Annotated in this window: 14 protein-coding genes; 7 read left to right on the forward strand and 7 right to left on the reverse strand. The window is 68.0% G+C overall.

Annotated features, from left to right (window positions below):
- Positions 1-18: 18 nt before the first annotated feature.
- Both ABZ904_RS22655 and ABZ904_RS22660 read right to left on the reverse strand, forming a co-directional pair.
- Positions 19-252 (reverse strand): heavy metal-associated domain-containing protein, encoded by a 234-nt coding sequence (locus ABZ904_RS22655; RefSeq protein ID WP_361825276.1) that lies wholly within the window; start codon positions 250-252, stop codon positions 19-21.
- A gap of 419 nt (positions 253-671) precedes the next feature.
- Positions 672-1,424, reverse strand: a complete 753-nt coding sequence (locus tag ABZ904_RS22660) for a DUF4386 family protein (RefSeq protein ID WP_361825278.1) — start codon at positions 1,422-1,424, stop codon at positions 672-674.
- Between the two features lie 439 nt (positions 1,425-1,863).
- On the opposite strand from ABZ904_RS22660, the gene ABZ904_RS22665 reads away from it, so the two are divergent.
- Complete coding sequence (locus tag ABZ904_RS22665; protein WP_361825280.1) at positions 1,864-2,646, forward strand: DUF899 family protein; 783 nt, start codon at positions 1,864-1,866, stop codon at positions 2,644-2,646.
- Positions 2,647-3,001: 355 nt separating this feature from the next.
- Positions 3,002-5,716 (forward strand): AAA family ATPase, encoded by a 2,715-nt coding sequence (locus tag ABZ904_RS22670; RefSeq protein ID WP_361825282.1) that lies wholly within the window; start codon positions 3,002-3,004, stop codon positions 5,714-5,716.
- 96 nt (positions 5,717-5,812) lie between these two features.
- On the opposite strand, the gene ABZ904_RS22675 is transcribed toward ABZ904_RS22670, so the two are convergent.
- Together ABZ904_RS22675 and ABZ904_RS22680 are read right to left on the reverse strand one after the other, a co-directional pair.
- A complete protein-coding gene (locus ABZ904_RS22675; protein ID WP_361825284.1) occupies positions 5,813-6,580 on the reverse strand; it encodes an SAM-dependent methyltransferase in 768 nt (255 codons plus the stop codon).
- 423 nt (positions 6,581-7,003) lie between these two features.
- Entirely contained in the window at positions 7,004-7,264 is a 261-nt protein-coding gene (locus ABZ904_RS22680; protein ID WP_359409067.1) for a hypothetical protein, read from the reverse strand.
- 759 nt (positions 7,265-8,023) lie between these two features.
- Here ABZ904_RS22680 and ABZ904_RS22685 point away from each other — a divergent pair.
- Positions 8,024-10,192, forward strand: coding sequence for an RICIN domain-containing protein (locus ABZ904_RS22685; RefSeq protein ID WP_361825294.1), 2,169 nt, complete (start codon positions 8,024-8,026; stop codon positions 10,190-10,192).
- A 450-nt stretch (positions 10,193-10,642) separates the two neighbouring features.
- Positions 10,643-11,953 carry an epoxide hydrolase family protein gene (locus tag ABZ904_RS22690; protein ID WP_361825286.1) on the forward strand — a complete coding sequence of 437 codons (1,311 nt, stop codon included), beginning with the start codon at positions 10,643-10,645 and terminating at the stop codon, positions 11,951-11,953.
- A 43-nt stretch (positions 11,954-11,996) separates the two neighbouring features.
- Here ABZ904_RS22690 and ABZ904_RS22695 read toward each other — a convergent pair whose 3' ends face one another.
- Positions 11,997-12,743, reverse strand: coding sequence for an SDR family oxidoreductase (locus ABZ904_RS22695; protein ID WP_360996941.1), 747 nt, complete (start codon positions 12,741-12,743; stop codon positions 11,997-11,999).
- Between the two features lie 123 nt (positions 12,744-12,866).
- On the opposite strand from ABZ904_RS22695, the gene ABZ904_RS22700 reads away from it, so the two are divergent.
- The gene (locus tag ABZ904_RS22700; protein WP_359409061.1) at positions 12,867-13,520 is read left to right on the forward strand and encodes a TetR/AcrR family transcriptional regulator C-terminal ligand-binding domain-containing protein; all 654 of its coding nucleotides are present in this window, start codon (positions 12,867-12,869) and stop codon (positions 13,518-13,520) included.
- 73 nt (positions 13,521-13,593) lie between these two features.
- On the opposite strand, the gene ABZ904_RS22705 is transcribed toward ABZ904_RS22700, so the two are convergent.
- A complete protein-coding gene (locus ABZ904_RS22705) occupies positions 13,594-16,119 on the reverse strand; it encodes a Pls/PosA family non-ribosomal peptide synthetase (RefSeq protein ID WP_360997119.1) in 2,526 nt (841 codons plus the stop codon).
- A gap of 1,305 nt (positions 16,120-17,424) precedes the next feature.
- Here ABZ904_RS22705 and ABZ904_RS22710 point away from each other — a divergent pair.
- Both ABZ904_RS22710 and ABZ904_RS22715 read left to right on the forward strand, forming a co-directional pair.
- On the forward strand, positions 17,425-19,677 hold the full coding sequence (locus ABZ904_RS22710; RefSeq protein WP_360996938.1) for a carbohydrate-binding protein: 2,253 nt from the start codon (positions 17,425-17,427) through the stop codon (positions 19,675-19,677).
- A 122-nt stretch (positions 19,678-19,799) separates the two neighbouring features.
- On the forward strand, positions 19,800-20,282 hold the full coding sequence (locus ABZ904_RS22715) for a hypothetical protein (protein ID WP_361825289.1): 483 nt from the start codon (positions 19,800-19,802) through the stop codon (positions 20,280-20,282).
- A gap of 119 nt (positions 20,283-20,401) precedes the next feature.
- Here ABZ904_RS22715 and ABZ904_RS22720 read toward each other — a convergent pair whose 3' ends face one another.
- On the reverse strand, positions 20,402-20,698 hold the full coding sequence (locus ABZ904_RS22720) for a hypothetical protein (protein WP_361825296.1): 297 nt from the start codon (positions 20,696-20,698) through the stop codon (positions 20,402-20,404).
- Positions 20,699-20,766: the final 68 nt, after the last annotated feature.

The following is a 20,766-nucleotide window of genomic DNA, read 5'->3' on the forward strand; positions in this document are numbered from 1 at the left end:
TCCAGGGATGGGTGCGGGTCACGGGACGAGGGCGTAGCCGGCTTCGTCGACTGCGGCGGCGATGTCGGCGCGGTCGACCGGCTGGGAGGCGGTGACGGTGACGCTGCTGCTGGCCAGGTCGACGGTGACGGACTCGACGCCGGCGACACTCGAGATCTCCTCGGCGACGGCGCGGACGCAATGCGCGCAGGTCATACCGGTGACCTCGAAGGTGGTCGAGCCGATGAAGGTACGGGGGGTGCCGGAGAGCAAGGGGAACTCCTAGATGGTCGGTGGTGGCGGTGCGGTCAGGTAGAAGAGTCGGTCCGGGGGCCGGTGCGTCTCACCGGGGAAATCGCCGGGTTGTTCGCTGGGATCGGCCGGGCCGGTGGCCCTGACCGGCGGGAGCGCGGGCGGTGGCGTCGGTGCCGGACGTGGCATCGGGCGGGGTGAAGATGGTTGGCGGGGCGCTGGGGGGCGAGCTGCACTTCCCTTGGGCGAGGCAACCGAGAGCCGCGGCGCGTGGCGGCGACCACCGCGGGTCAGGACGGCCGCCGCAGTCCGCGACTGGTCGGAGTCAGGGGGTGGTGCGGGCTCAGCCCGGCGTGCCGAGCCGGGCGTGCCGGAGCGGGCCGATCTTCGCCTTCGCGTCGGCGAGGCCGCCGGCCATCAGCGCCGTGCGGCCCACGCCTTCATCGCCGAGGGGACGAGGCCTGCGAATCCCGCATCCGCCAGGCGACCACGACCAGCCAGATCATCCACGCCACGTCCAGGACGAAGGCCAGCACGATTGCGATCGTCTCCGTGCCCGAGAAACCCTCGTAGCCGACCACCCAGCCCTGAACCAGACAGGCGAGGCCGGAGAACCCCATCAGGTGGGCGATCGGCCGCGGAATCCAAGCCGTGCGCAACACCGCGACCGCGAACAGGAGCAAGGCGAGGCCAAGGGCGAAGTTCTGGTAGCTCCTCACCCCCCACTCAAGCCAGCGGATCGCCTCGGCCGTCGCGAAGCGCGCCGCCTTCTCGTTGTCCGGGGCGCTCCCCCACGCGTTCACGGCCTGCTTGAGGGCGACCCCGTCGACTGCCTGGAGGACGCCGTACAGCGCCAGCGTCGCCACCGCCGAAGCGGCACCGAAACGACCCGCCCATCTCGCTGTTCCGGCCTGAACATCCAGGGCGAGGAACAGGGCGATCAGCCCCGCGAGGAAGACTGCCATGCCCACGAACTGGCCGAGGTGCACGAGTGTCCAGATCCCGCTGTGGGCGTACTCGGTGAACACGGCGGGGTGGTCGTTCGCGTCCCCGCCGGCGTGGAGCTGGGTGACCCCGATGTACAGGAGTTGCCCCACGAGCAGCAGCGTGGCGGACAGGCGCAGCGACGCGCGACGCGCCGGGGGTTCGGTGTGCGCCGGGTTGGCGCTCAGGGCGGGAAATGTGCTGGACATGGCAAGTCTCCAGTTGACGTTGCGGGATGGAAGGTGTCACGGGACGAGGACGTAGCCCGCCTCGTCGACGGCGGCGACGATCTAATCGGTGACCGCGCGCCGGCAGGGGGCGCGGGTCGTGCCCTCTGCCTCGAACGTGGTCGAACCGATGAAGGTGCTGGACAACGAGGGAGCTTCTTGAGGTGCTGGTCGTGGTGCCCGGTCAGGCATAAGAGTCGGTGCGGGCGTGGATGCGTCTCACCGGCGAAATCGCCGGGTTTTCCGCCTGGATCGGCCAGGTGGGTGTGGGTGCGCTCCCTGCGCGAGGCCGCCGACGGCGGCGCCCGTGCGAGGGGCGCCCCCTGCCGCGATGAGTTCCGGCCGGACCGGGAGTCTGTACTGGTGACCGTCGTAAGACGTCGTACGACGCTGCCCGGCACGAGACACCACGGAGGACACCATGACCACCACGCCGGACGACCCGACCACCGCGCTGCCCGGCCGCCCGCCCGTCGTCGACCTGGCCACCTGGCAGGCGGCCCGCGACGAGCTTCTGGTCCGCGAGAAAGCCCACACCCGCGAGGGCGACGCCATCGCCGCGGCCCGCCGCCGACTGCCCATGGTGGAGTTCGACGGGACGGTCGAGGTCGTCGGACCCGACGGCCCGGTCCCGTTCCTGGACCTGTTCCAGGGCCGCGACGAGCTCCTGGTCTACAAGCACATGTGGCACGACGGCGCGCCGCACCAGGGGCAGTGCGAGGGCTGCACCACCACGGTCTGGCATCTGAAGGACACCGTCTACCTCAACGCCCGCGGCGTCTCGTTCGCCGTCCTGACCTCGGGCCGCCCGGACGAGGTGGCCTCCTACGTCGAGTTCATGGGCTACACCCAGCCCTGGTACTCGGTGCGCGACGTGGACGCGCCGGTCGGCCGCAGCATGGGTCACATCACCTGCTTCCTGCGCGACGGCGACCGCGTGTTCCTCACCTACTCCACGACGGGCCGCGGCAACGAACGGGTCAACGGGTCCCTCGGCCTGCTCGACATGACGCCCTACGGCCGCGGCGAGACGTGGGAGGACAACCCCGAAGGCTGGCCCGAGGGGCACAACGCGTGCTGGTCCTGGCGCTCGGACGCGGACGGGAAGGCCACCTGGGGCCCGACCAGCCGCCCCGTGCCGCAGTGGACCCGCCCCGGCGCGACCCCCGTGGACACTCTCGGCCGGCACGGCCACCACCACTGACGCGCCTTCGTCGACGGCGTCGGCAACGATCTCGGATGCCGGGCGGAACCTCCGGACGATACGAACGGCCCGCGCGCGCTCGATCGGGGCGCGGTTCACTCGGAACGTGAAGGACTCCTGGTAGCAGAGGGACTCTCCAGGCGTGCCAGTCCTACCGGGAGTCCGGGTGCACACAGCGTTCCAGTGCCCGCCCTGTACTCGTCATGCCCTGCTCATGGCCGGGCTGGTGATCGTCCCTCGCGACGGCATTTCTCCCCCGGTTCGACGATGGCCGACGGGCAGTGGACGCTGCCGGCCCCGCTGCTCCCGGCGGCGGGCACCGGGGCCGTCCGGAGCGTTCGGTACCGTTGGCCTCGTGCTGGCCGGACGGGATCCCGAACGCGCGGCGATCGCCGCCCTGCTCGACGCCGCCCGCAGCGGCAGTGGCGGTGCGCTGGTGGTGCGCGGCGTCGCCGGGGTCGGCAAGTCGACGCTGCTGGTCGATGCGCTGACAACCGCCGCGGACCTGCGGGTGTTGCGCACCTCCGGCGTGGAGTCCGAATCACCGCTGGCCTTCGCCGCGCTGCAACGGCTGCTGTGGCCACTGCGCACCCGAATCGACTCCCTGCCCGCGCCGCAGGCATCGGCGCTGCGCGCGGCGATGGGTGAGGCAGAAGGCGAGGGCGACCGCTTCCGGGCGTTCCTCGGCACGCTGAGCCTGCTCGCCGACGCCGCCGAACAGACGCCGCTGCTGGTCGTCGTCGATGACGCGCACTGGCTCGACGAAGCGTCGGCCGCGGCGCTGCTGTTCGCCGCTCGCCGGTTGCAGGCCGAGCGCGTGGCGCTGCTGTTCGCCGCCCGTGACGGCGATGCCCGACGCTTCGACGCCGATGACCTGCCGACCGTCGTACTCGGCGGTGTGACGGGCACCGACGCCGACGCGCTGCTGTCCGCCCGCGCCGGAACCGACATCGACCCAGCGGTGCGCGAGCAGCTGGTCACGGGCACCGGCGGCAACCCGCTCGCGCTGGTCGAGCTGGCCGGGGTGCTCACCGCCGACCAGCTGACCGGCCGGGCGCCGCTGCCCAGCCCGCTGCCGCTGACCGGCGGCGTGGAGCGCGCCTTCCTCCACCGCTACCGCAGCCTCGATGAACCCGCGCAACGGTTCCTGCTGGTCGCCGCGACCGACGACACCGCCCGACTCACCGTGGTCCGCGACGCCGCCGAATGCCTCGACGCCGCTGATACCGCTCTGGACGCGGCGGAGCGGTCCGGATTGCTGCGCGTGGACGGCGACACCGTCACCCTCTACCACCCGCTGGTGCGCTCGGCGGTCTACCGCGCGGCCACCAGTGCGCAACGCCGCGCCGTACACCGTGTACTCGCCGACGTGCTGACCGGCGATCCGGAGCGTCGGGCCTGGCACCTGGCTGCCGCAGCCGACCGGCTCGACGAGGACGTCGTCGCCGCCCTCGACGGGGTCGCCGAGCGCGCCGCGGCCCGCGGTGGCCACGAGGCGGCGGCCGCCGCACGGGCCCGCGCCGCCGAACTCACCGTCGGCGGTGAGGCCCGCGGCCGGCGGCTGTACCTGGCCGCCTCCTCGGCCTGGCTGGGCGCGCACCCGTCGCGCGCCTCGGCACTCGCCCGGGCCGCCGCGGCGGACGTGACCGATCCGCTGCTGCGGTCGCAACTGCTCGCGTTGCAGGGGCAGATCGAATGGAACACCCGTTCCCTCAATGACGGCTACGACCTCGTCCTGCAGGCCGCCGAGCTCGCCGCCGACGTGGACCCGGCACCGGCGGCTCAGCTGGCGATGCTCGCCGCGTCGCTGGCGGCGTTCGGCGCCCGATCCCCGCGCACCGTGAACCCGACCGCTCTCGTGGCCGAGCCGGCGCCGGACGCGCCGACCCGGGTACGGGCCGCCTGGGCCCTGCTGCAGGGGTTCGGCGCGGTCGCCCGCTGCGACTGGGGCACCGCCGCGGAGTCCTTCCGGTGCGCGTTCGTCCTCACCGACGCCGACCCCGTCGACGACCATGTGCTGCAGCCCAACCTGGGTATCGCCGCGATGCTGATCGACGACGACGAGCGCGGACTGCGGCTGCACGAGCAGCAACTGACCGCCGCCCGCCGCGCCGGCGCGCTGAACATGGTCGAGCACGCCCTCACCCGCGGCGCCCACTTCCAGATCGCGACCGGCGCCTGGTCGAAGGCCGCCGCTGCCGCCGCCGAGGCGCTGCCGCTGACCGTCGGTACCGGTCACCCGGGGTTGAGCGCACTGCCCACCGCGCAACTCGCCCTGGTCGCGGCGCTACGCGGAGACGACGCCGCCGACCGCCATCTGGACAGGGTCGCCGAGATCCGGGACAAGCACCCCGTCGGCATCACCGACGGCCTTGTCGCCGACCTGGCGCACTGGGCCCGCGGGCTGCGCAGCGCGGCCCAGCCGGCCACCGCGCTGCACCACCTCATGCAGATCGAAGGGCCCGTCTGGCGCCGCTTGGCCGCCCTCGACCTGTTCGACGCAGCCGTACGCGGCGACCGCGAGGATCTCGCCCGCACCTGGCTCGCCGAGCTGGAGCAGTTCGCGGCAGGAACCGAACTGCCGGCGGCGACCGCGGTCGTCGAGCACGGCCGCGCGCTGCTGGACGACGAAGGCGACGCCGAGACCCACTTCCGGCGGGCACTCGCCGCGCACACCGACTCGCCGCGGCTGCGCGACCGGGCCGCCACCCATCTGGCCTTCGGCGAGCACCTGCGGCGCGCCCGCCGCCGGGTCGACGCCCGCGATCATCTGCGCACGGCGCTGGCGCTGTTCGAGGACCTGGGCGCCACGCCGTGGGCCGAGCAGGCGACGCAGGAACTGCGCGCCTCCGGGGAGACCGCCCGCCGCCGCGACGAAACCACCGCCACCGAGCTCACCCGGCAGGAACGCCAGGTAGCCGCTCTGGTCCGGCAGGGGCTGTCGAACCGGGACGTGGCCGCGCAGCTGTTCGTCAGTCCACGCACCGTCGACTTTCACTTGCGAAACTGCTACGCCAAGTTGGGCGTCAGCTCCCGTGCCGAGCTCACCGCTCTCCGACTCGACCTGTGACCGGCGAGGCCCCACCCCGCATCTGAGGACCGTATCGGTCGCTCCCCGGCGGCAGCGGTGTTCTGCCGTGATCCGGCCAAGCCCATGGGGAGACGATCAGCGGATGCGGGCCACCGCGGCGTAGATGCCACTGTCTTCCGGCGACGGCGTTGTGGCGGGGCTCTTGAACCACTCGGGGGCTGTCACCAGGCCGGGATCCAGGAGGTCCAGGCCGTCGAAGAAACGTCCCACCTCACCCCGGGTGCGGAAACCGAGCCGGATGCCGCCCTTCGCATACTCGGCGGTTACCTGCTCGGCGAGTTCCGGATAGAGATCGGATGCGGCGTGCGACAGGACGAGGTGACTGCCCTGCGGCAGGGCTGCGAGCAGAGCACGCACGATCTCGTACGGGTCCTGGTCGTCCGGGATGAAGTGCATGAGTGCGATCAACGAGAGCGCGATGGGGCGTTCGAAGTCGAGCACGCTTCGGGCATGCTCGACGATCTGTGCCGGTCGGCGTACATCGGCCTGGATGTAGTCGGTGCGCCCCTGGGGGTGACCGGCCAGCAACGCCTCCGCGTGCCGCAGCACGATGGGATCGTTGTCGCAGTACACGACCTTGGCACTCGGCACGATGCGCTGAACGACTTGGTGCAGGTTGGGTTCGGTGGGAATGCCCGCGCCGATGTCCAGGAACTGGTCGACGCCCTGCATGGCGAGCCACGCAGCCGCCCGGTGCATGAACTCACGGTTCTGGCGGGCGGCGTCCCGTGCCTCGGGCGGAAGTTTCTCGCCCACCGCCTTGTCGACGGGATAGTTGTCCTTGCCGCCGAGCAGCCAGTCGTACACCCGCGCCGGATGCGCCTTGCTGGTATCGATGTGCACAGAGCCGGGTGTATCGGCCATCATGACGGACTCCCGTTGCATGAGTGGATCAATCGATCACCGCAGTCTGGCACATCATCTGCCCGGCGTTTGCGCAGAGTTGACGGAGGCGGCACTCTCCGGCCATCGGCGCGTCCGAGCCCGGCCACGTGCCGCACCAAGCCGATACCCCCACCGCCCCATTCCCCCACGGCGGCTGCCGACTTGATCGCTGTCCCGAGGTTGCCCGGAGCCATGCGATCGGTCGTTGCCGGCCGCTCCCCCTAGGAGATCAAGCTCGAGCGCGCCCCGGACCATTGTGTCCGGGGCGCGCTCAAATCCCCTTGTTCGCCGTCAGATCACCGGTTCACCGATCGCCGGGACAGCGCAGGCAATGGTGTGAAGCGGCTCCACGCCGATGCGAAAGTGAAGCCTGGGCCGGGTCTAGCGGCGGCAGTCGCGGTCGTTCTTGTGCCAGGCGCGCCCCACGTGGCCGTACTGCTTGTGGTGGTGCCTGTTGTGACCCAGGTTCCGCCCCCGGTTCCAGTAGTTCGAGTCGTGCCAGCCGTGCCGGGCGTGGTCACGATCCGGGCCGTGGTAGGCCGTGGCGGCGGAGGCGCTGCCGACCGTCCCGAGCACGACCCCGGCGCTCATCGCGATCGTCGCCACGCCAAGGGCCGCGGCCCGCTTGATTCTGTTACTCATCGAGGGTGTCCTCTCCGTTCGATGGAGCGTGATGCTCCGTCAGGTCGCCTGGCCGGGTGGGCCGGGATGAATGAGATCCTGCACCCCAGAATCGCCCAAAACGGAAAAACACCACCTCGATAAGAGAATGCTCATCAAGCTCTCATTTGCCTCAAATACTCACATAATCTCACCGCAGTGGAGTCGGAGCTTGCCCCTGAGCCCGTGCCTCAGCTGTTGCCGGATCTCCGTGGCGATCAACCCGATGGCGACCACACCTGGGCCCGACACGCGTACCGGCTCCAGGCACCTTGACCTCGGATGCGTCAGGGGATGACTCTGACACCTAGGGTCAAGAGCGGGTCGTACCGTCGGACGGGGCCGAGTGTCACGGTGTGGGTGGCGTCGCCCTTGAGTCGGCCGTCGCGCGGGAACCTACACCCCGGTCGCGCTGATGGGCGCCTACTGACCGGAGCGGCTACTCGTAGAGGAGCGGAGCCTCAGCTGTTCCCGATGCGGCGGGCGAAGCGGGGACACCTGTAGACAAAGGACCCACCGTCCGTTCGTGACAGCGCCCACCAGCTCAGTTCCCTTTCCTGGCAGCATAGTTCACGGCTTATTTTTTGTTGTGTATTGACGGCCCGGCGGGCGGCGCCTACCTTCCGACCAACATCGCGCGACCCCAACGCGACCGAGGAGACACGTGTGACCGACGTTCTCGCGGTGCTCGTCCGAGCCCCCCGTCCCCGCAGACGCACAGCCGCTCTCACAACCGCCCTTCTGCTGCCGGCCGTCGCCGGCATCACGCTGCTCGCCGCACCGAGCGCCGGCGCGGCGACCATCCCCACCTCCCCCACCACCGTCGTCAACGCCAACAGCGGCAAGTGCGTGGACGCACGCGCCGCGGCCACCGGCAACGGCACCGCCGTGCAGCAGTACACGTGCAACGGCACCGGCGCGCAGTCCTGGCAGTTCACCGCCACCGACAGCGGCTACTACCGGATCGGGGCGGCCTCCGCACCGAATCAGGTCTGGGACGAGACCGACGTCTCCACCGCCGACGGTGCGCCGACCCAGCTGTGGCTCTACGGCGGCGGTGCCAACCAGCAGTGGCTGCCGGTCGCAGAGGCCTCCGGCGGGTACCACTTCGTCAACCGCAACAGCGGCAAGTGCCTCGATGTGCCGTCTGCGTCCACCGCCGACAGCGTCCAACTGCAGCAGTACACCTGCAACGGCACCGGCGCCCAGTCCTTCACTCTCTCCGGCGGCATCTCCCCGCCGCCCAACACCCCGGACTTCGGCCCCAATGTGACGGTGTTCGATCCGTCGATGCCGGTGTCCACCATCCAGTCGAAGATCAACTCGGTCTACAGCACCCAGCAGACCAACGAGTTCGGCACCCAGCGCAACGCCCTGCTGTTCACGCCCGGCACGTACAACGTCGACATACCGGTCGGCTACTACACCCAGGTCTCCGGGCTGGGCCTGTCACCGACCCAGGTGTCGATCACCGGCGGCGGCGTGCACGTCGAGGGTCACACCAACGACGGCAACGCCACCCAGAACTTCTGGCGCGACGTCGAGAACATGTCGGTGAGCCCCAGCTCCGGCAGCACCATGTGGGCCGTCTCGCAGGCCGATCCGTTCCGGCGGATGGACGTGCACGGCAACATGAAGCTCTGGGACGACACCCACGGCACCAGCACCAACTGGTCCAGCGGCGGCTACATCGGCAACTCCCGGATCTCCGGCCAGATCAACTCCGGGACCCAGCAGCAGTTCCTCACCCAGAACAGCGCCCTGAACGGCGGCTGGACCGGGCACAACTGGAACATGGTCTTCGTCGGTGACACCGGCGCACCGGCGACCAGCTTCCCCAATCCGCAGTACACCACCGTCGCCCAGAGCCCGGTGATGCGCGAGAAGCCGTTCATCTACGTCGACGGCACAGGCAACTGGCAGGTGTTCGTTCCGTCGGTGCGCACCAATGTGCAGGGCCCGGACTGGGTCAACGGAACGGCTCCGGGCAGTTCGCTGCCCATCAGCAAGTTCTACATAGTCAAGCCCGGTGACACCGCCACGACGATCAACAACGCGCTCGCCGCGGGTCAGAACCTGATCGTCACCCCTGGCGTGTATCACCTCTCGGCGCCGCTGAACATCACCCGACCCGACACGGTGGTGCTCGGACTGGGCCTGGCCACCCTCGTGCCGGACAACGGCGTCACCGCGATCACCGCGGCCGACGTCGACGGCATCGACATCGCCGGGTTGTTGATCAGTGCGAACACCACCAACTCCAACACCCTGATGCAGGTCGGCCCGGCCGGCTCCAGCGCCAGTCACTCCGCCGACCCGATCGTGCTGCACGATGTCTTCTTCCGCATCGGTGGAGACATCGCCGGCAAGGCCACCCAGACACTGGTGATCAACAGCAATGACGTCATCGGCGACGACCTGTGGCTGTGGCGCGGGGACCACTCCAACGGCGTCGGCTGGACGACCAACCCCGCCGTCAACGGGCTGATCGTCAACGGCAACAACGTCACCATGTACGGCCTGGCGGTCGAGCACTACCAGAAGTACCAGACCACCTGGAACGGCAACGGCGGCCGCACGTACTTCTACCAGAGCGAGACTCCCTACGACGTGCCCGACCAGTCCAGTTGGACCACGAGTGGAGGCGACCTCGGCTACGCCTCGTACAAGGTCGCCAACTCGGTCACCTCCCACGAGGCATGGGGTGTGGGTGTCTATGCCTACCTCCGCGACAACCCCTCCGTGGTACTCGGCCATGGCATCGAGACGCCCACCACGTCCACGGTCAAGTTCCACAGCATGGTGACCACGGTCCTGGGCGGTGCCGGAACCATCAACCACATCATCGACAGCACCGGCAACCAGGTCACCGCAAGCAACAATGTGGCCTACCTGGTCAGTTACCCGTAAGTCCGGCGCAGACCTGACGGCACGCAGAGCAGAGGGGCCGGCCGGCCCAGGGGCGTTTCCCGTCGGCCGGCCCCTCTCGTGCGACCCGGGGACGACTCGGCTCGACCGGTCAGGCGCGCACTCAGGGCACTGCATGGGCCGGTGGGCCGTCGGTCGGCCGGAGCCTCACCCTCCACCATCTGCGGCCCGCCGCTCGGCCGACCTGCAGCTCGTCGCCAGATCCGGGGCCCGAGTTGCGAGTTCACACAACGCTGCATAACGTTACGTTCAGTCACGATACCCGTGGTGAACCAAGCATCTCATCGGCGCCTGCCGCTGCCTCCTGGATGTCGCAGCCCTGGCTCGCAGGAATTCCCTGCCAGATCTCCCTCTTCGCCGTTGGGCAATCTGGGGCGTGACGTCGTCGCGAGTCCTTCGCGAAAGCCTGCGCATCACCCAAGGAGGTCTGCCATGCCCGAAACCCCCTCGCGGCACTCTCGGCGCACGTTCCTTTCCGCCTCGGCCGCCGCGATGACCACGGCGACCACAGGGGCTTTCGACCTGCCCCTTCGGACGCCGACTGCGACACACGAAAGCGCGGGCATCCGTCCCTTCCGCATCAATATTGCGGAAGAGGATCTTGCGGATCTCCGTCGGCGCATCATGGCGACACGTTGGCCCGACCGTGAGACTGTCCGCGATCAGTCGCAGGGCGTCCAGTTGGCCACGATGCAAAACCTCGCACGCTACTGGGGAACGTCCTACAACTGGCGGAACGTCGAGGCCAAGTTGAACTCCTTGGCGCAGTTCATGACCAAGATCGATGGGCTCGATATCCATTTCCTCCACGTGCGCTCCCGCCATGCGCACGCCCTGCCGATGATCCTGACCCATGGCTGGCCTGGCTCGATCCTGGAATTTCTCAAGGTGATCGACCCGCTCACCAACCCGACGGCCCATGGCGGCCGCGCCGACGAAGCCTTTCACCTCGTCATACCCTCTATACCCGGCTACGGCTTTTCGGAAAGGCCGACGAGTACCGGCTGGGGCCCCGACCGCATTGCGCGCGCATGGGCCACATTGATGGAGCGCCTGGGGTACAAGCACTATGTTTCCCAGGGCGGCGACTGGGGTGCCGTGATCTCGGACAGACTGGCGATGCAGCGACCCGCAGGATTGCTCGGTATCCATGTGAATTTCCCGGCCACCGTGCCCCCGGATATCGCAGAGAAACTGGCCTGCGGCGACCCGGCCCCGGCCGGGCTGTCCGCCGACGAGAAAGCCGCATACAACGATCTGGCCACCTTCTACAAGACGGGCTCAGGCTACTCGGCCATCATGGTCACCCGGCCACAGACCCTGGGATACGGACTGTCGGACTCGCCGGCCGGATTGGCCGCATGGATGTACGACAAGTTCGCCGCGTGGACGTACAGCGGCGGCGAACCCCAGCGGGTGCTCACCGTGGACGAGATGCTCGACGACATCACGCTCTACTGGGTGACCAACACCGCGGTCTCTTCCGCTCGCCTCTACTGGGAGAACAACGCCAACAACTTCAACGCCGTGTCGGTCTCCGTCCCGGCCGCCATCACCGTGTTTCCCAGCGAGATCTACCAGGCACCACGGAGTTGGGCCGAGCGCAGCTACCACAAGCTCATCTATTTCAACAAAGCCCCGAGCGGCGGCCACTTCGCGGCCTGGGAGGTGCCGGACATCTTCACGAAGGAGCTCCGGGCAGCGTTCAGATCGCTGCGCACCACTCGAGCCGCCGAAGGATAGGCGTCACCCGGGCCGAGAGCTGGGGGGGCCGACGGGCGGGGCGCTAGGCGATGCCGCCGTTGGTGTAGAGGACCTGGCCGTTGACCCACCGACCGGGTCCGGCCAGGAAGGCGACAGCCTCAGCGATGTCCTCGGGGGTACCGAGTCGCTCGAGCGGCGGGGCGGAGGCGATCTGGTTGATCAGCTGCTCGCTCTTGCCGTCCAGGAACAGCGGCGTGGCGGTCGGTCCTGGAGCCACCGCGTTCACCGTGATGTCCCGGCCGCGCATCTCTCGGGCGAGAATCAGCGTCATGGCCTCGACCGCGCCCTTGGTCGCCGCGTAGGCGCCGTAGGTCGGCTGCTGCAACCGCGTGACGGAAGTCGAGATGTTGATCAGCGCACCGCCCTTCCGCAACCTGCGCGCGGCAAGCTGCGAGACCACGAAGGCGCCCCGCACATTGATCCGGTGCATCCGGTCGAACGCGTCCAGATCCATCTCGGCCACCGGCGCCAGCAACATGATCCCGGCCGTGTTGACCACGACGTCGACCCGGCCGTAGCGCTCCTCGGTGACATCGAACAGCCGCTCCACCTCCCCGGCCTCAGCGACGTCTCCCGGCACTGCGCTTGCCTCTCCACCGGCCGCGGTGATCGACTCCACGACCTCCTTGGCCCGCTCGGCGCTTCCCGCGTAGTGCACGACGACCTTCATCCCGTCGGCTGCCAGCCGGCGAGCGACCGCTCCTCCGATCCCGCCGGACCCTCCGGTCACGATCGCGACGCGCTCGGGTGCCTGCTCAATGGTGGCCATGGAGACCCCTCCTCAGTTATATGGACGACTCGTACACTAACACATGTGGACTGAGTGTCTATATGCTTCGAGAGCACAAGGGGTGCCGCGTTACAGGGGCACTGACGAACGTGGAGTACGCACATGGAGCGAACCGATGTCCCCGACGCTCCTCGGCTCAAGCCGGGGCGTGGTCGCCGCCGGGCGGAGGACGTCCGCCGGGCGGCCCTGGCCGCGACAGCCGAGCTGCTGTTCTCGGAGGGCATACGAAGCGCGACCTTCGCGAAGGTCGCCGAACGTGCCGGCGTCAGCAAGATGACCCTTTACAAGTGGTGGTCATCGCCCGGGGCGCTCGCGTTCGAGGCCTACTCCGATGCCGTGGAGGACACCCTCGCCTTTCCCGACACGGGTGACGTCCGGCGCGACCTCAGCACCCAGCTCCACGCATTCGTCGACCACCTGCGCCACAACGGCCTCGTCGTCGCCGAACTCATCGGAGCCGCTCAGAGCGACCCCGAACTGGCGGCCGCGCTGACAGCTCATTACGTCCGGCAGCGCCGCGAGCTCGCCGTGAACCGCCTCATGCTCGCACGGCAGTCGGGGCAGGTCCGCGAGGACGCCGACCTCGAAACGGTCGTCGACCAGCTCTGGGGTGCCTGCTACCACCGGCTGCTCATGCCGGCGGAGCCCCTGACCCCCGACTTCGCCGATCAGCTGATCGCCAACCTCTTCGAGAGCATCGCCCCACGTCCAGAGCACCGGGCCCCCGGCCACCCGGAGACCGACGGCGCTGAGTAACGCGGAGCGTCCTGCGCTCGTGCCCGGGCGCAGGACGCTCCGCGTGGGCCTGCCGGCCCACCGTAGGGTCAGGTCACGGCGCCCGTACCGCGCAACGCTGCTCGGCGGTTTTCGCCTCCGTGGCGGGGTTTCCGAGCCATTGGGCCATCCGAGGGACTTCTTCGCCCTTCATGAGGAATGAGTCAGGTGCCAGCGTGGCGCCTTCTCCCATGATCACGCCGTAGTGGACGTGGGCGGCCACGCCGAGGGTGACACCGTTGCCCAGCCCGATGTAATCGGATTTGAAAGTCCCGTCCTCCTGCGAGTGGCACTGGATCCTGCTGCCGAGGTTGAGGGTGCAGTCGTCGCCGATGGTGGCGAGTGTGCGCTCGGTCAGATAGCAGCCGTCGTCGAAGACCCGTTTGCCGACCCGGGCTCCCATCAAACGCCAGGCCAACGGTTTGAAGGGGGTCCCGTTGAAGATATGGAAGTATTCGACGGGCAGCTTCCACAAGCGCTCGTGCAGCCAGAAGTCCCGGTGGTAGATCGAGCACAGTTTCGGCCGCAGTCTGCGGAATCCTCCTGCCAGGCGCTCCACGAGGATGAGGTAGAACGACGTGAACACCAGGGTGACCGCCGCGGACACGGCGAACATGACGTGTCCCACGACCCCGGGCGATGAAGCGGCTGACATGCCGAGGAGGGTGATCACGAAGAAATACAGCCAGCCGAGCGCCAGGAACAAGCCCATGGTGCGCAGGTTGTAGTGGTTCTTCACGGCGAGGTGGCGGGGCAGTTCGTCAGGGGAGAGCAAGTGGTCGAAGCGGCTGTCCCGCTCCACCGACCGCGGGATCTCGAAGGGCGGCGAGCCCAGCAGACCGACTCCCTCGCGGATCTGGCCGTCGAGCGGCACCATCACCTTTGTCGCCAGCAGACAATTGTCGCCCGTCCGGGCGCCGGAAGGGAAGGCGATATTGTTCCCGATGAAATTGTCCCGGCCTATCTCTGCCCGCGAGACACGGAATGACGTGCTGGAGTAATCGGCATTCACTACGGACAGCCCGTCGGCCACCATCGTTCCGGTGCCCACAGCACTGTGGAACGGCGACTCGTGTTCCACTTCAGTGCCGAAGTTCGAGCCCGTCTGCTGCACCGGGGCAAGCTTGTATCCCAGCCCCCTCAGGTAGTGCACGATGAAGGAGCTGTCGCCGAAAAGCCGCTTGAAGAACTTGACGTTGGTGGTCCGTGCGATCGCGCGGTGAACCGAGTAATGCAGGCCGTACAGCGGATAGACCCTATCGGGCTTGACCAGTCGGCCCAGCAGGCGCGGAATCGTGCACAACGCGGCGGTGCCCAGGACGACGAACCCGAAGAAGACCACCAGGGATGTGCGCAGCGCGTCCGTGTAGAACCGCGCCGAGGTGATTTCCGCGGCTGTCGACTCGGACCCGACGATGTGGGCCACCGTAGGAGCCGTGGCCAGCAGCATGTACGAGCCGCCGACAGCCAGCGGCACGACCACCAGGAGGACCTGCAATATGGTGACCAGGCCGTAGACGGTACGACGCACGGGACCGCACCGCGCCGGCGGCACCCGAATCGCGCTGATCTGCGCGCGTTGCGCCGGTGAACCGTGCCAGTACTCGCCGGCCGGTACGTTCTGGCCACTGTGCAGCGAGGACGCATGGCCGAGCTGCGCATGGTCGCCGAGCGAGGTGTTGATGTCGAGCACGGTCTTCTCCCCGACCACGGCGTTCCTGCCGAAGGTGACCCTGCCGGTCTGGATACGCCCTGCTTGCGCCCGGTAGCACAGGAAGAACGACTCCTTGCGCAGGACTGTGTCCGCGCCGATCGTGAGCAGGTCCGTACAGACCGGTATCCGGCGGGAGAGGATCGTGACCCCGCTGCCGATGCGCGCGCCGAGGCATCGCAGGTAGAGCACGTAGAGCGGGTTGCCCACGAAGAAGAACATCGGGTTGGCGTGCAGCAGGACCCTGATGATCCAAAAACGTAGGTATGTGAATCCCCACAGGGGAAACTCACGGGGTTTCCAGCGGCCTATGAGAATCCATTTGGCCGCGATCGGGAAGGCGGTCAGGGCGGCGAAGGCGACACCGCCGAAGACCACTGCCCGGAGGTAGATATGGGGTACATCCTCGCCTGCGGCGACCCAGTTGTACCCGCGGGCGGCTGCCACTCCGAGGGCGAATACGTACCCCAGGAAGAGCAGCAGTTGCATTGTTCCGCAGAGGACGTAGCGAAGCGTACTCGTGCGGGGCACTTCCTCGGCCGTCGTCGTCGGCGGCTCGGAGGGCCCGGGATCGGCCTCGCTCATGGCAGCGGCGAGACTCCGGATCGTCGGGTTCTGATAGATGTCCTTGATGGAAGCCGACGGCAGGTCCGCCCGCTTCCTGACCCGTGCGCAGAACTGCGCCATCACCAAGGAATTCGCACCCAACTCCTCGAAGAAGTTACTGTCGATCGCCACTCTGTCCGTCTGCAGGACTTCGGCGAGGATTTCAGCGAAATGGTTCTGGAGAGCAACTGTTGAATCGACGTGTCCGTTGTTGTGTTCCGATGTATCGGGTTCAGGTGTCGAAATTCCAGAAGATCGCACCATGTGAATGGCCCCTTGAGATACTCGGTAGCCGACACGGTCAATGCGGCCGCCCAGGTGTCGCTCTGCCCGGCGGAGCCCTGAACGGACTCCCCGGGCACCGAGGACACCATCCAGTGTCCGCCCTTGGCCATAAGAAGGCCACCGGGACCTCGTCGAGCCCCAGAACACGGGCTAAAACAGCCGCCACGCACTCTCCCTGGCCCGGTGCACGCGGCGACACCGAACCGCCCGAACCCGGCACCCCTGTGCCGCAGAGCGACGGCCACGTGACCCTGCATTGGGGATGTGCTTGACCAAAAGGACCGGCCGATCGGAATCAGATGCCGGCCGACGCCCGACGCCGGGTTGGGGCCTCGGAAGGGAACCCGGGGGGAGGAAATATGGGCGTCGGCGGAAAGCGTCGATTCGACCCGGCTGAGCATTCGCATGGTTGGCCTGAACCACGCATTTCGTCATTGAGGTCGAGGATCGGGCTGCCGGGATGGGCTGTGTGATTCGCCGTCGGCATGGGACCGGGCACGGCAGCCGCATCCCGTCGAGCCGCACCTTCTCGCCGGACAAACCCGGGCTCATGTTCCGGACTCGGATATCTCTCTCACCTCTGTCGGGTGCGCGCCGTGCGGTCCTCCCTCGTCCCTCCGTCGTGCTCCCTTCAGAGGTGCCGCCCCCTTTCCAGAGCGGTGCCAGGACCCCAGCGCCAAGTGGTCGCGCCGGCGCGGAGTCGTGCGGTGGGGGTCGGCTGGCGGGAAGGGCGAGTCGTCTGAGATCGGATCTCCATCAGACCCGGGTCGAAGAGCCGGGAGCGGATGTGCGGCGTGGCGGCGATCGAGGGCGACGAGCCGGACAGAGCGACCCGCAGGCGGCGCGGCGGCACAGACCGGTCGAGGCGGGTCGTCTTCCACCAACTTCCTTACGTAGAAGGGCTGATGACGCCCGCCTCGCCGCCGACCGCAGGTGATCCCCGACCGAAGCTCACTTTCTTCATGCCTTGACTTAACACCAGTGAAATTGCTTGGATCCAACCCATCGTTGAGGCGGGAGGGGGCGATGCAGTGGCTGTCGCCACGTCAGGACCTGTAACCGTGAACGCCTTTCACGGCGCTCGTACCGCGGCGACGACGGCAGCCCCGCCGACTCCGGTTCCGAAGCGCAGGCATGCCGCGTCGCCGCCTTGCCGGCTCCACGCCGTAACAGCCAGCACTCGCACACCACTTGATCACCTGTGCCGCAGCCGCCGGAACGGGCCGTACGCCACCGACCCAGCGCGGCATCAGTCCCCGACACCCCCAGACTCCAGGAGAAGCTGTGAGACGTTCTCTCACCGCGATCGCCGCCATCGCCGTCACGGCACTGACCGCACTGGTCGGCACGGGTCCCACCGCGCACGCCGACCGGGCAGCACGCGAACCGGCCCGGCAGAACTCTGTCGTGACCGGCACCTACTCCACCGGCGGCGCGCAGGCATGGCAGCCGCTGCCCAGTGTGCGCACGGGCAACGACACGGGCTCCCCCACCGATGCCAGTGTGGTCGTCGATCCGAGTACCACTCTGCAGAAGTACACGGGTATCGGGTTCTCCCTCGACGAGACGAGCGTCTCCAACCTGTGGAAGCTCACCCCCGCCCAGCGCGAGGCCGCCATCCGGCTGCTGGTCGACCCTAAGAACGGTGCGGGCCTCGACCGGTTCCGGTTGACGATCGGCAGCCCCGACCTGATCGAACATCTCCCGTTCTGGTCGGAGGACGACCTCCCCGCAGGCGTCACGCAGGACTTCGGTCTCAAGCACTTCTCCATCCAGCGGGACATCGACCTGCACATCGTCGACACCATCAAGCTGATCCAGCGGTACAACCCGAAGGCAACCTTCTTCGCCTCCGCATGGAGCGCACCGGCGTGGATGAAGACGAACAACCAGTTCACCGGCGAGGTCGCACTCAAGCCCGGCAGCACCACCGACTACTACCAGGTCGGCAAGCTGCGCGACGACTGCATCGATGTGTTCGCGCGCTACTACGTCAATTACGTCCAGGCCTACGCCAGACACGGAATACCCGTCGACGCCCTGACACTGCTGAACGAGCCGGGCATGGACGTGGTCTACCCGGCCATGGACATCAGCATCGCCCAGCAGCAGAAGCTCGCCCTGGCCATGAAGCGTGAGTTCCGGGCTGCCCACCTCGACACCCAGCTCTACGTGCACGACTTCAACTTCTGGGACTGGCGGGATCCCAACAGCACGGCGACCAAGAACTACCACCGCATCTTCGACGACGCCCCCGACGGCTCGGTGACCGGCAAGCAGGTCCAGAACGCGGCGGACGCCATAGCCTTCCACCCCTACTGGGGTGATCCGCGCGTGATGCGCGACGCGTACGAGCAGACCGGAAAGCCGGTCCACCTCACGGAGACCAGCGACCTCTCGCCGCAGACCATCCTCAGCGACTTCCGTCTCGATGCCGGCTCCTACATCCTGTGGGCCCAGACCACGGACCAGGACGGCGGAACTCTGCACTGGACACCCGCCCGGGACAACAACATCGACTGGGAGAAGGTCGGCGCCACCACCAAGTGGCCCAACCGGCTGGTCACGGTGAACACGACGACCAAGGACTTCACGGTCCGCGACGAGCTGTACGGGATGGGGCAGTTCGCCAAGTACCTCTCCCCTGGTGACGTGCGCGTCGAGTCCAGCGCCGCAGAACACGGCATCAGCAACGTGGTGTTCCGCTCCGGTGCCGACAAGTACGTCGCAGTCCTCGGCAACAGCAACAGCACCGACAGCAAGGTCCGGATCGTCGTCGCGGGCCAGTCGTTCGTGGTGACCGTTCCGGCGGGGTCCTTCGCCACCTACCGGTGGAAGCGCCAGGCTCCCTCGGGCCACCGCAACCACGCCCCGGTCCTCGCCGGAGCGGCCGATGTCGTCGCCGACCAGTACGGCACCGTACGCGTTCAGTTGCAGGCCACCGACCGCGACGGGGACCGGCTGGCGTACTACGCCGACGAGTTGCCGGACGGCGTCGACGTGGACCCGGCGACCGGCCTGATCACGATCCACCCGACCACCGCCGGCGAAGAGGACATGACCTTCTACGCCACCGACGGCCGAGCACGCGACCGGGTGAGCGTCCACCTGACCGTGCGGCCCCACGCCGTCCCGGTGGGCGAGAAGATCGAGGCGGAGGGCTACACCGATCAGCACGGCTGGTCCGCGGACGGCAGCAACTTCACCGAGAGCAACCCCGCTGCCAGCGCAGGCAGGGACGTGGGCTGGACGGCCGCCGGCAACTGGCTCACGTACCGCGTCGACGTCCCGCAGGCAGGCACCTACGATCTCGAGCTGCGTGTCGCGAACGGCACCGGGGCCACCGCATCCAACGCCCTGTCCCTGCGCGACGAGAGCTCGGCCAAGCTGGCAACGGTGTCGGTGCCTGACACGGGCGGCTGGGGGACCTACCAGTCCGTCCATGTGCCGGTGAATCTCGCGGCCGGGGAACAGACGATCACCGTCTACTGCGAAACCGGCGGGTTCAACCTCGACTACCTGCGCTTCACCCACTAGCCGCCGGTTCTCCGACAGCCCGGGTGCCCCTGCCACGACCCCACGTCCGCGGCCTGCTGCGGGTGAGGACGGTAGCGGCACCCGGTGCTGCGGGAGGATGCTTCACGTCATCAGCTGGCCTGATGGTGGGCGCGGTGCTCGGCGACCTGCCGTTGCAGGTGCGGCGGCGGATGCGGTACCGCGAGCGTCGAGGCGGATACACCTCGATGCGCCACGGAACCGACTACCAGCGGGACCGATCAGCCAAGCAAAGGATCAAGGATCTCGTGGAGACACCCCACTACATCGACTGCTGTCACCGCCCTGAGCTTCGCGCCCTGCGCACCCTGTACGAGTCGACGCATGACATGGAATCCCTGCAACAGTGCACCTCCTGCGGAACCTACTGGTTCTACCGCTTCCATGAGTACGTCAACTGGTCGACCGGCGACGACGACCTGACCTCGTGGTTCACAGCGCTCACCGACGAAGAGGGCACAAGGCTACGCAATGTGACGGGCGGTCATGGAGAGGACTTGTCCTTCCTGGCCACGCGCCCGAGCTGGAGAGACGACCGTGATGGCGCCCAGCGCGTTGATGGGGCGCCCGCTCGTCCTTGGTCTTGAAGCACGCGGGACCGTGACCCTCGCATCGCGCCCGCTGTGGGCGTGACGCTTTGACGACAGCCCCGAAGAGATATTCCGTAATGTGGGGCGGCGCATGATCGCCGCTGCTGGGGCTTGATTTACCTGATGTCGAGCTTCAGGTTGTGGAGCGCCGCGACGCCGGCAACGGCATGGTTGATTGCCTCGCCGCGGCGGCGGCACTGCCTGAGGATTTGGTGGTCTTTGAGACGAGCGATGGTGTGCTCGGCTACGGCGCGCCGTTTCCGGAACCTGCGGAAGTTTCTGTCTTTGATGATGCGGCCGTCTGGTCCGCGGCGCGGTGTTCTGATCTGGTCGCAGCCACCGTAGCCGCCGTCGCCGGAGAACCGCGGGTGGTCGGGAAGACTCCGGCCGAGGGTTTCCCGGTATACGACCACATCGTTCCGATTCCCTGGCCATGCGTCGCTAACGACGACGACGCGCCTGTCCCGTGGCCGGCAGACGA

Source organism: Streptomyces sp. NPDC046900, from assembly GCF_040644975.1.
GTDB lineage: Bacteria > Actinomycetota > Actinomycetes > Streptomycetales > Streptomycetaceae > Streptomyces.

What these genes read in the sequence shown, in the direction of transcription:
- ABZ904_RS22690 (WP_361825286.1), top strand. Translation starts at nt 10,643, where the DNA reads ATGCCCGAAACCCCCTCGCGGCACTCTCGGCGCACGTTCCTTTCCGCC.
- ABZ904_RS22715 (WP_361825289.1), top strand. Translation starts at nt 19,800, where the DNA reads ATGGTGGGCGCGGTGCTCGGCGACCTGCCGTTGCAGGTGCGGCGGCGG.
- ABZ904_RS22695 (WP_360996941.1), bottom strand. Translation starts at nt 12,743, where the DNA reads ATGGCCACCATTGAGCAGGCACCCGAGCGCGTCGCGATCGTGACCGGA.
- ABZ904_RS22660 (WP_361825278.1), bottom strand. Translation starts at nt 1,424, where the DNA reads ATGTCCAGCACATTTCCCGCCCTGAGCGCCAACCCGGCGCACACCGAA.
- ABZ904_RS22705 (WP_360997119.1), bottom strand. Translation starts at nt 16,119, where the DNA reads ATGGTGCGATCTTCTGGAATTTCGACACCTGAACCCGATACATCGGAA.
- ABZ904_RS22665 (WP_361825280.1), top strand. Translation starts at nt 1,864, where the DNA reads ATGACCACCACGCCGGACGACCCGACCACCGCGCTGCCCGGCCGCCCG.
- ABZ904_RS22680 (WP_359409067.1), bottom strand. Translation starts at nt 7,264, where the DNA reads ATGAGTAACAGAATCAAGCGGGCCGCGGCCCTTGGCGTGGCGACGATC.
- ABZ904_RS22700 (WP_359409061.1), top strand. Translation starts at nt 12,867, where the DNA reads ATGGAGCGAACCGATGTCCCCGACGCTCCTCGGCTCAAGCCGGGGCGT.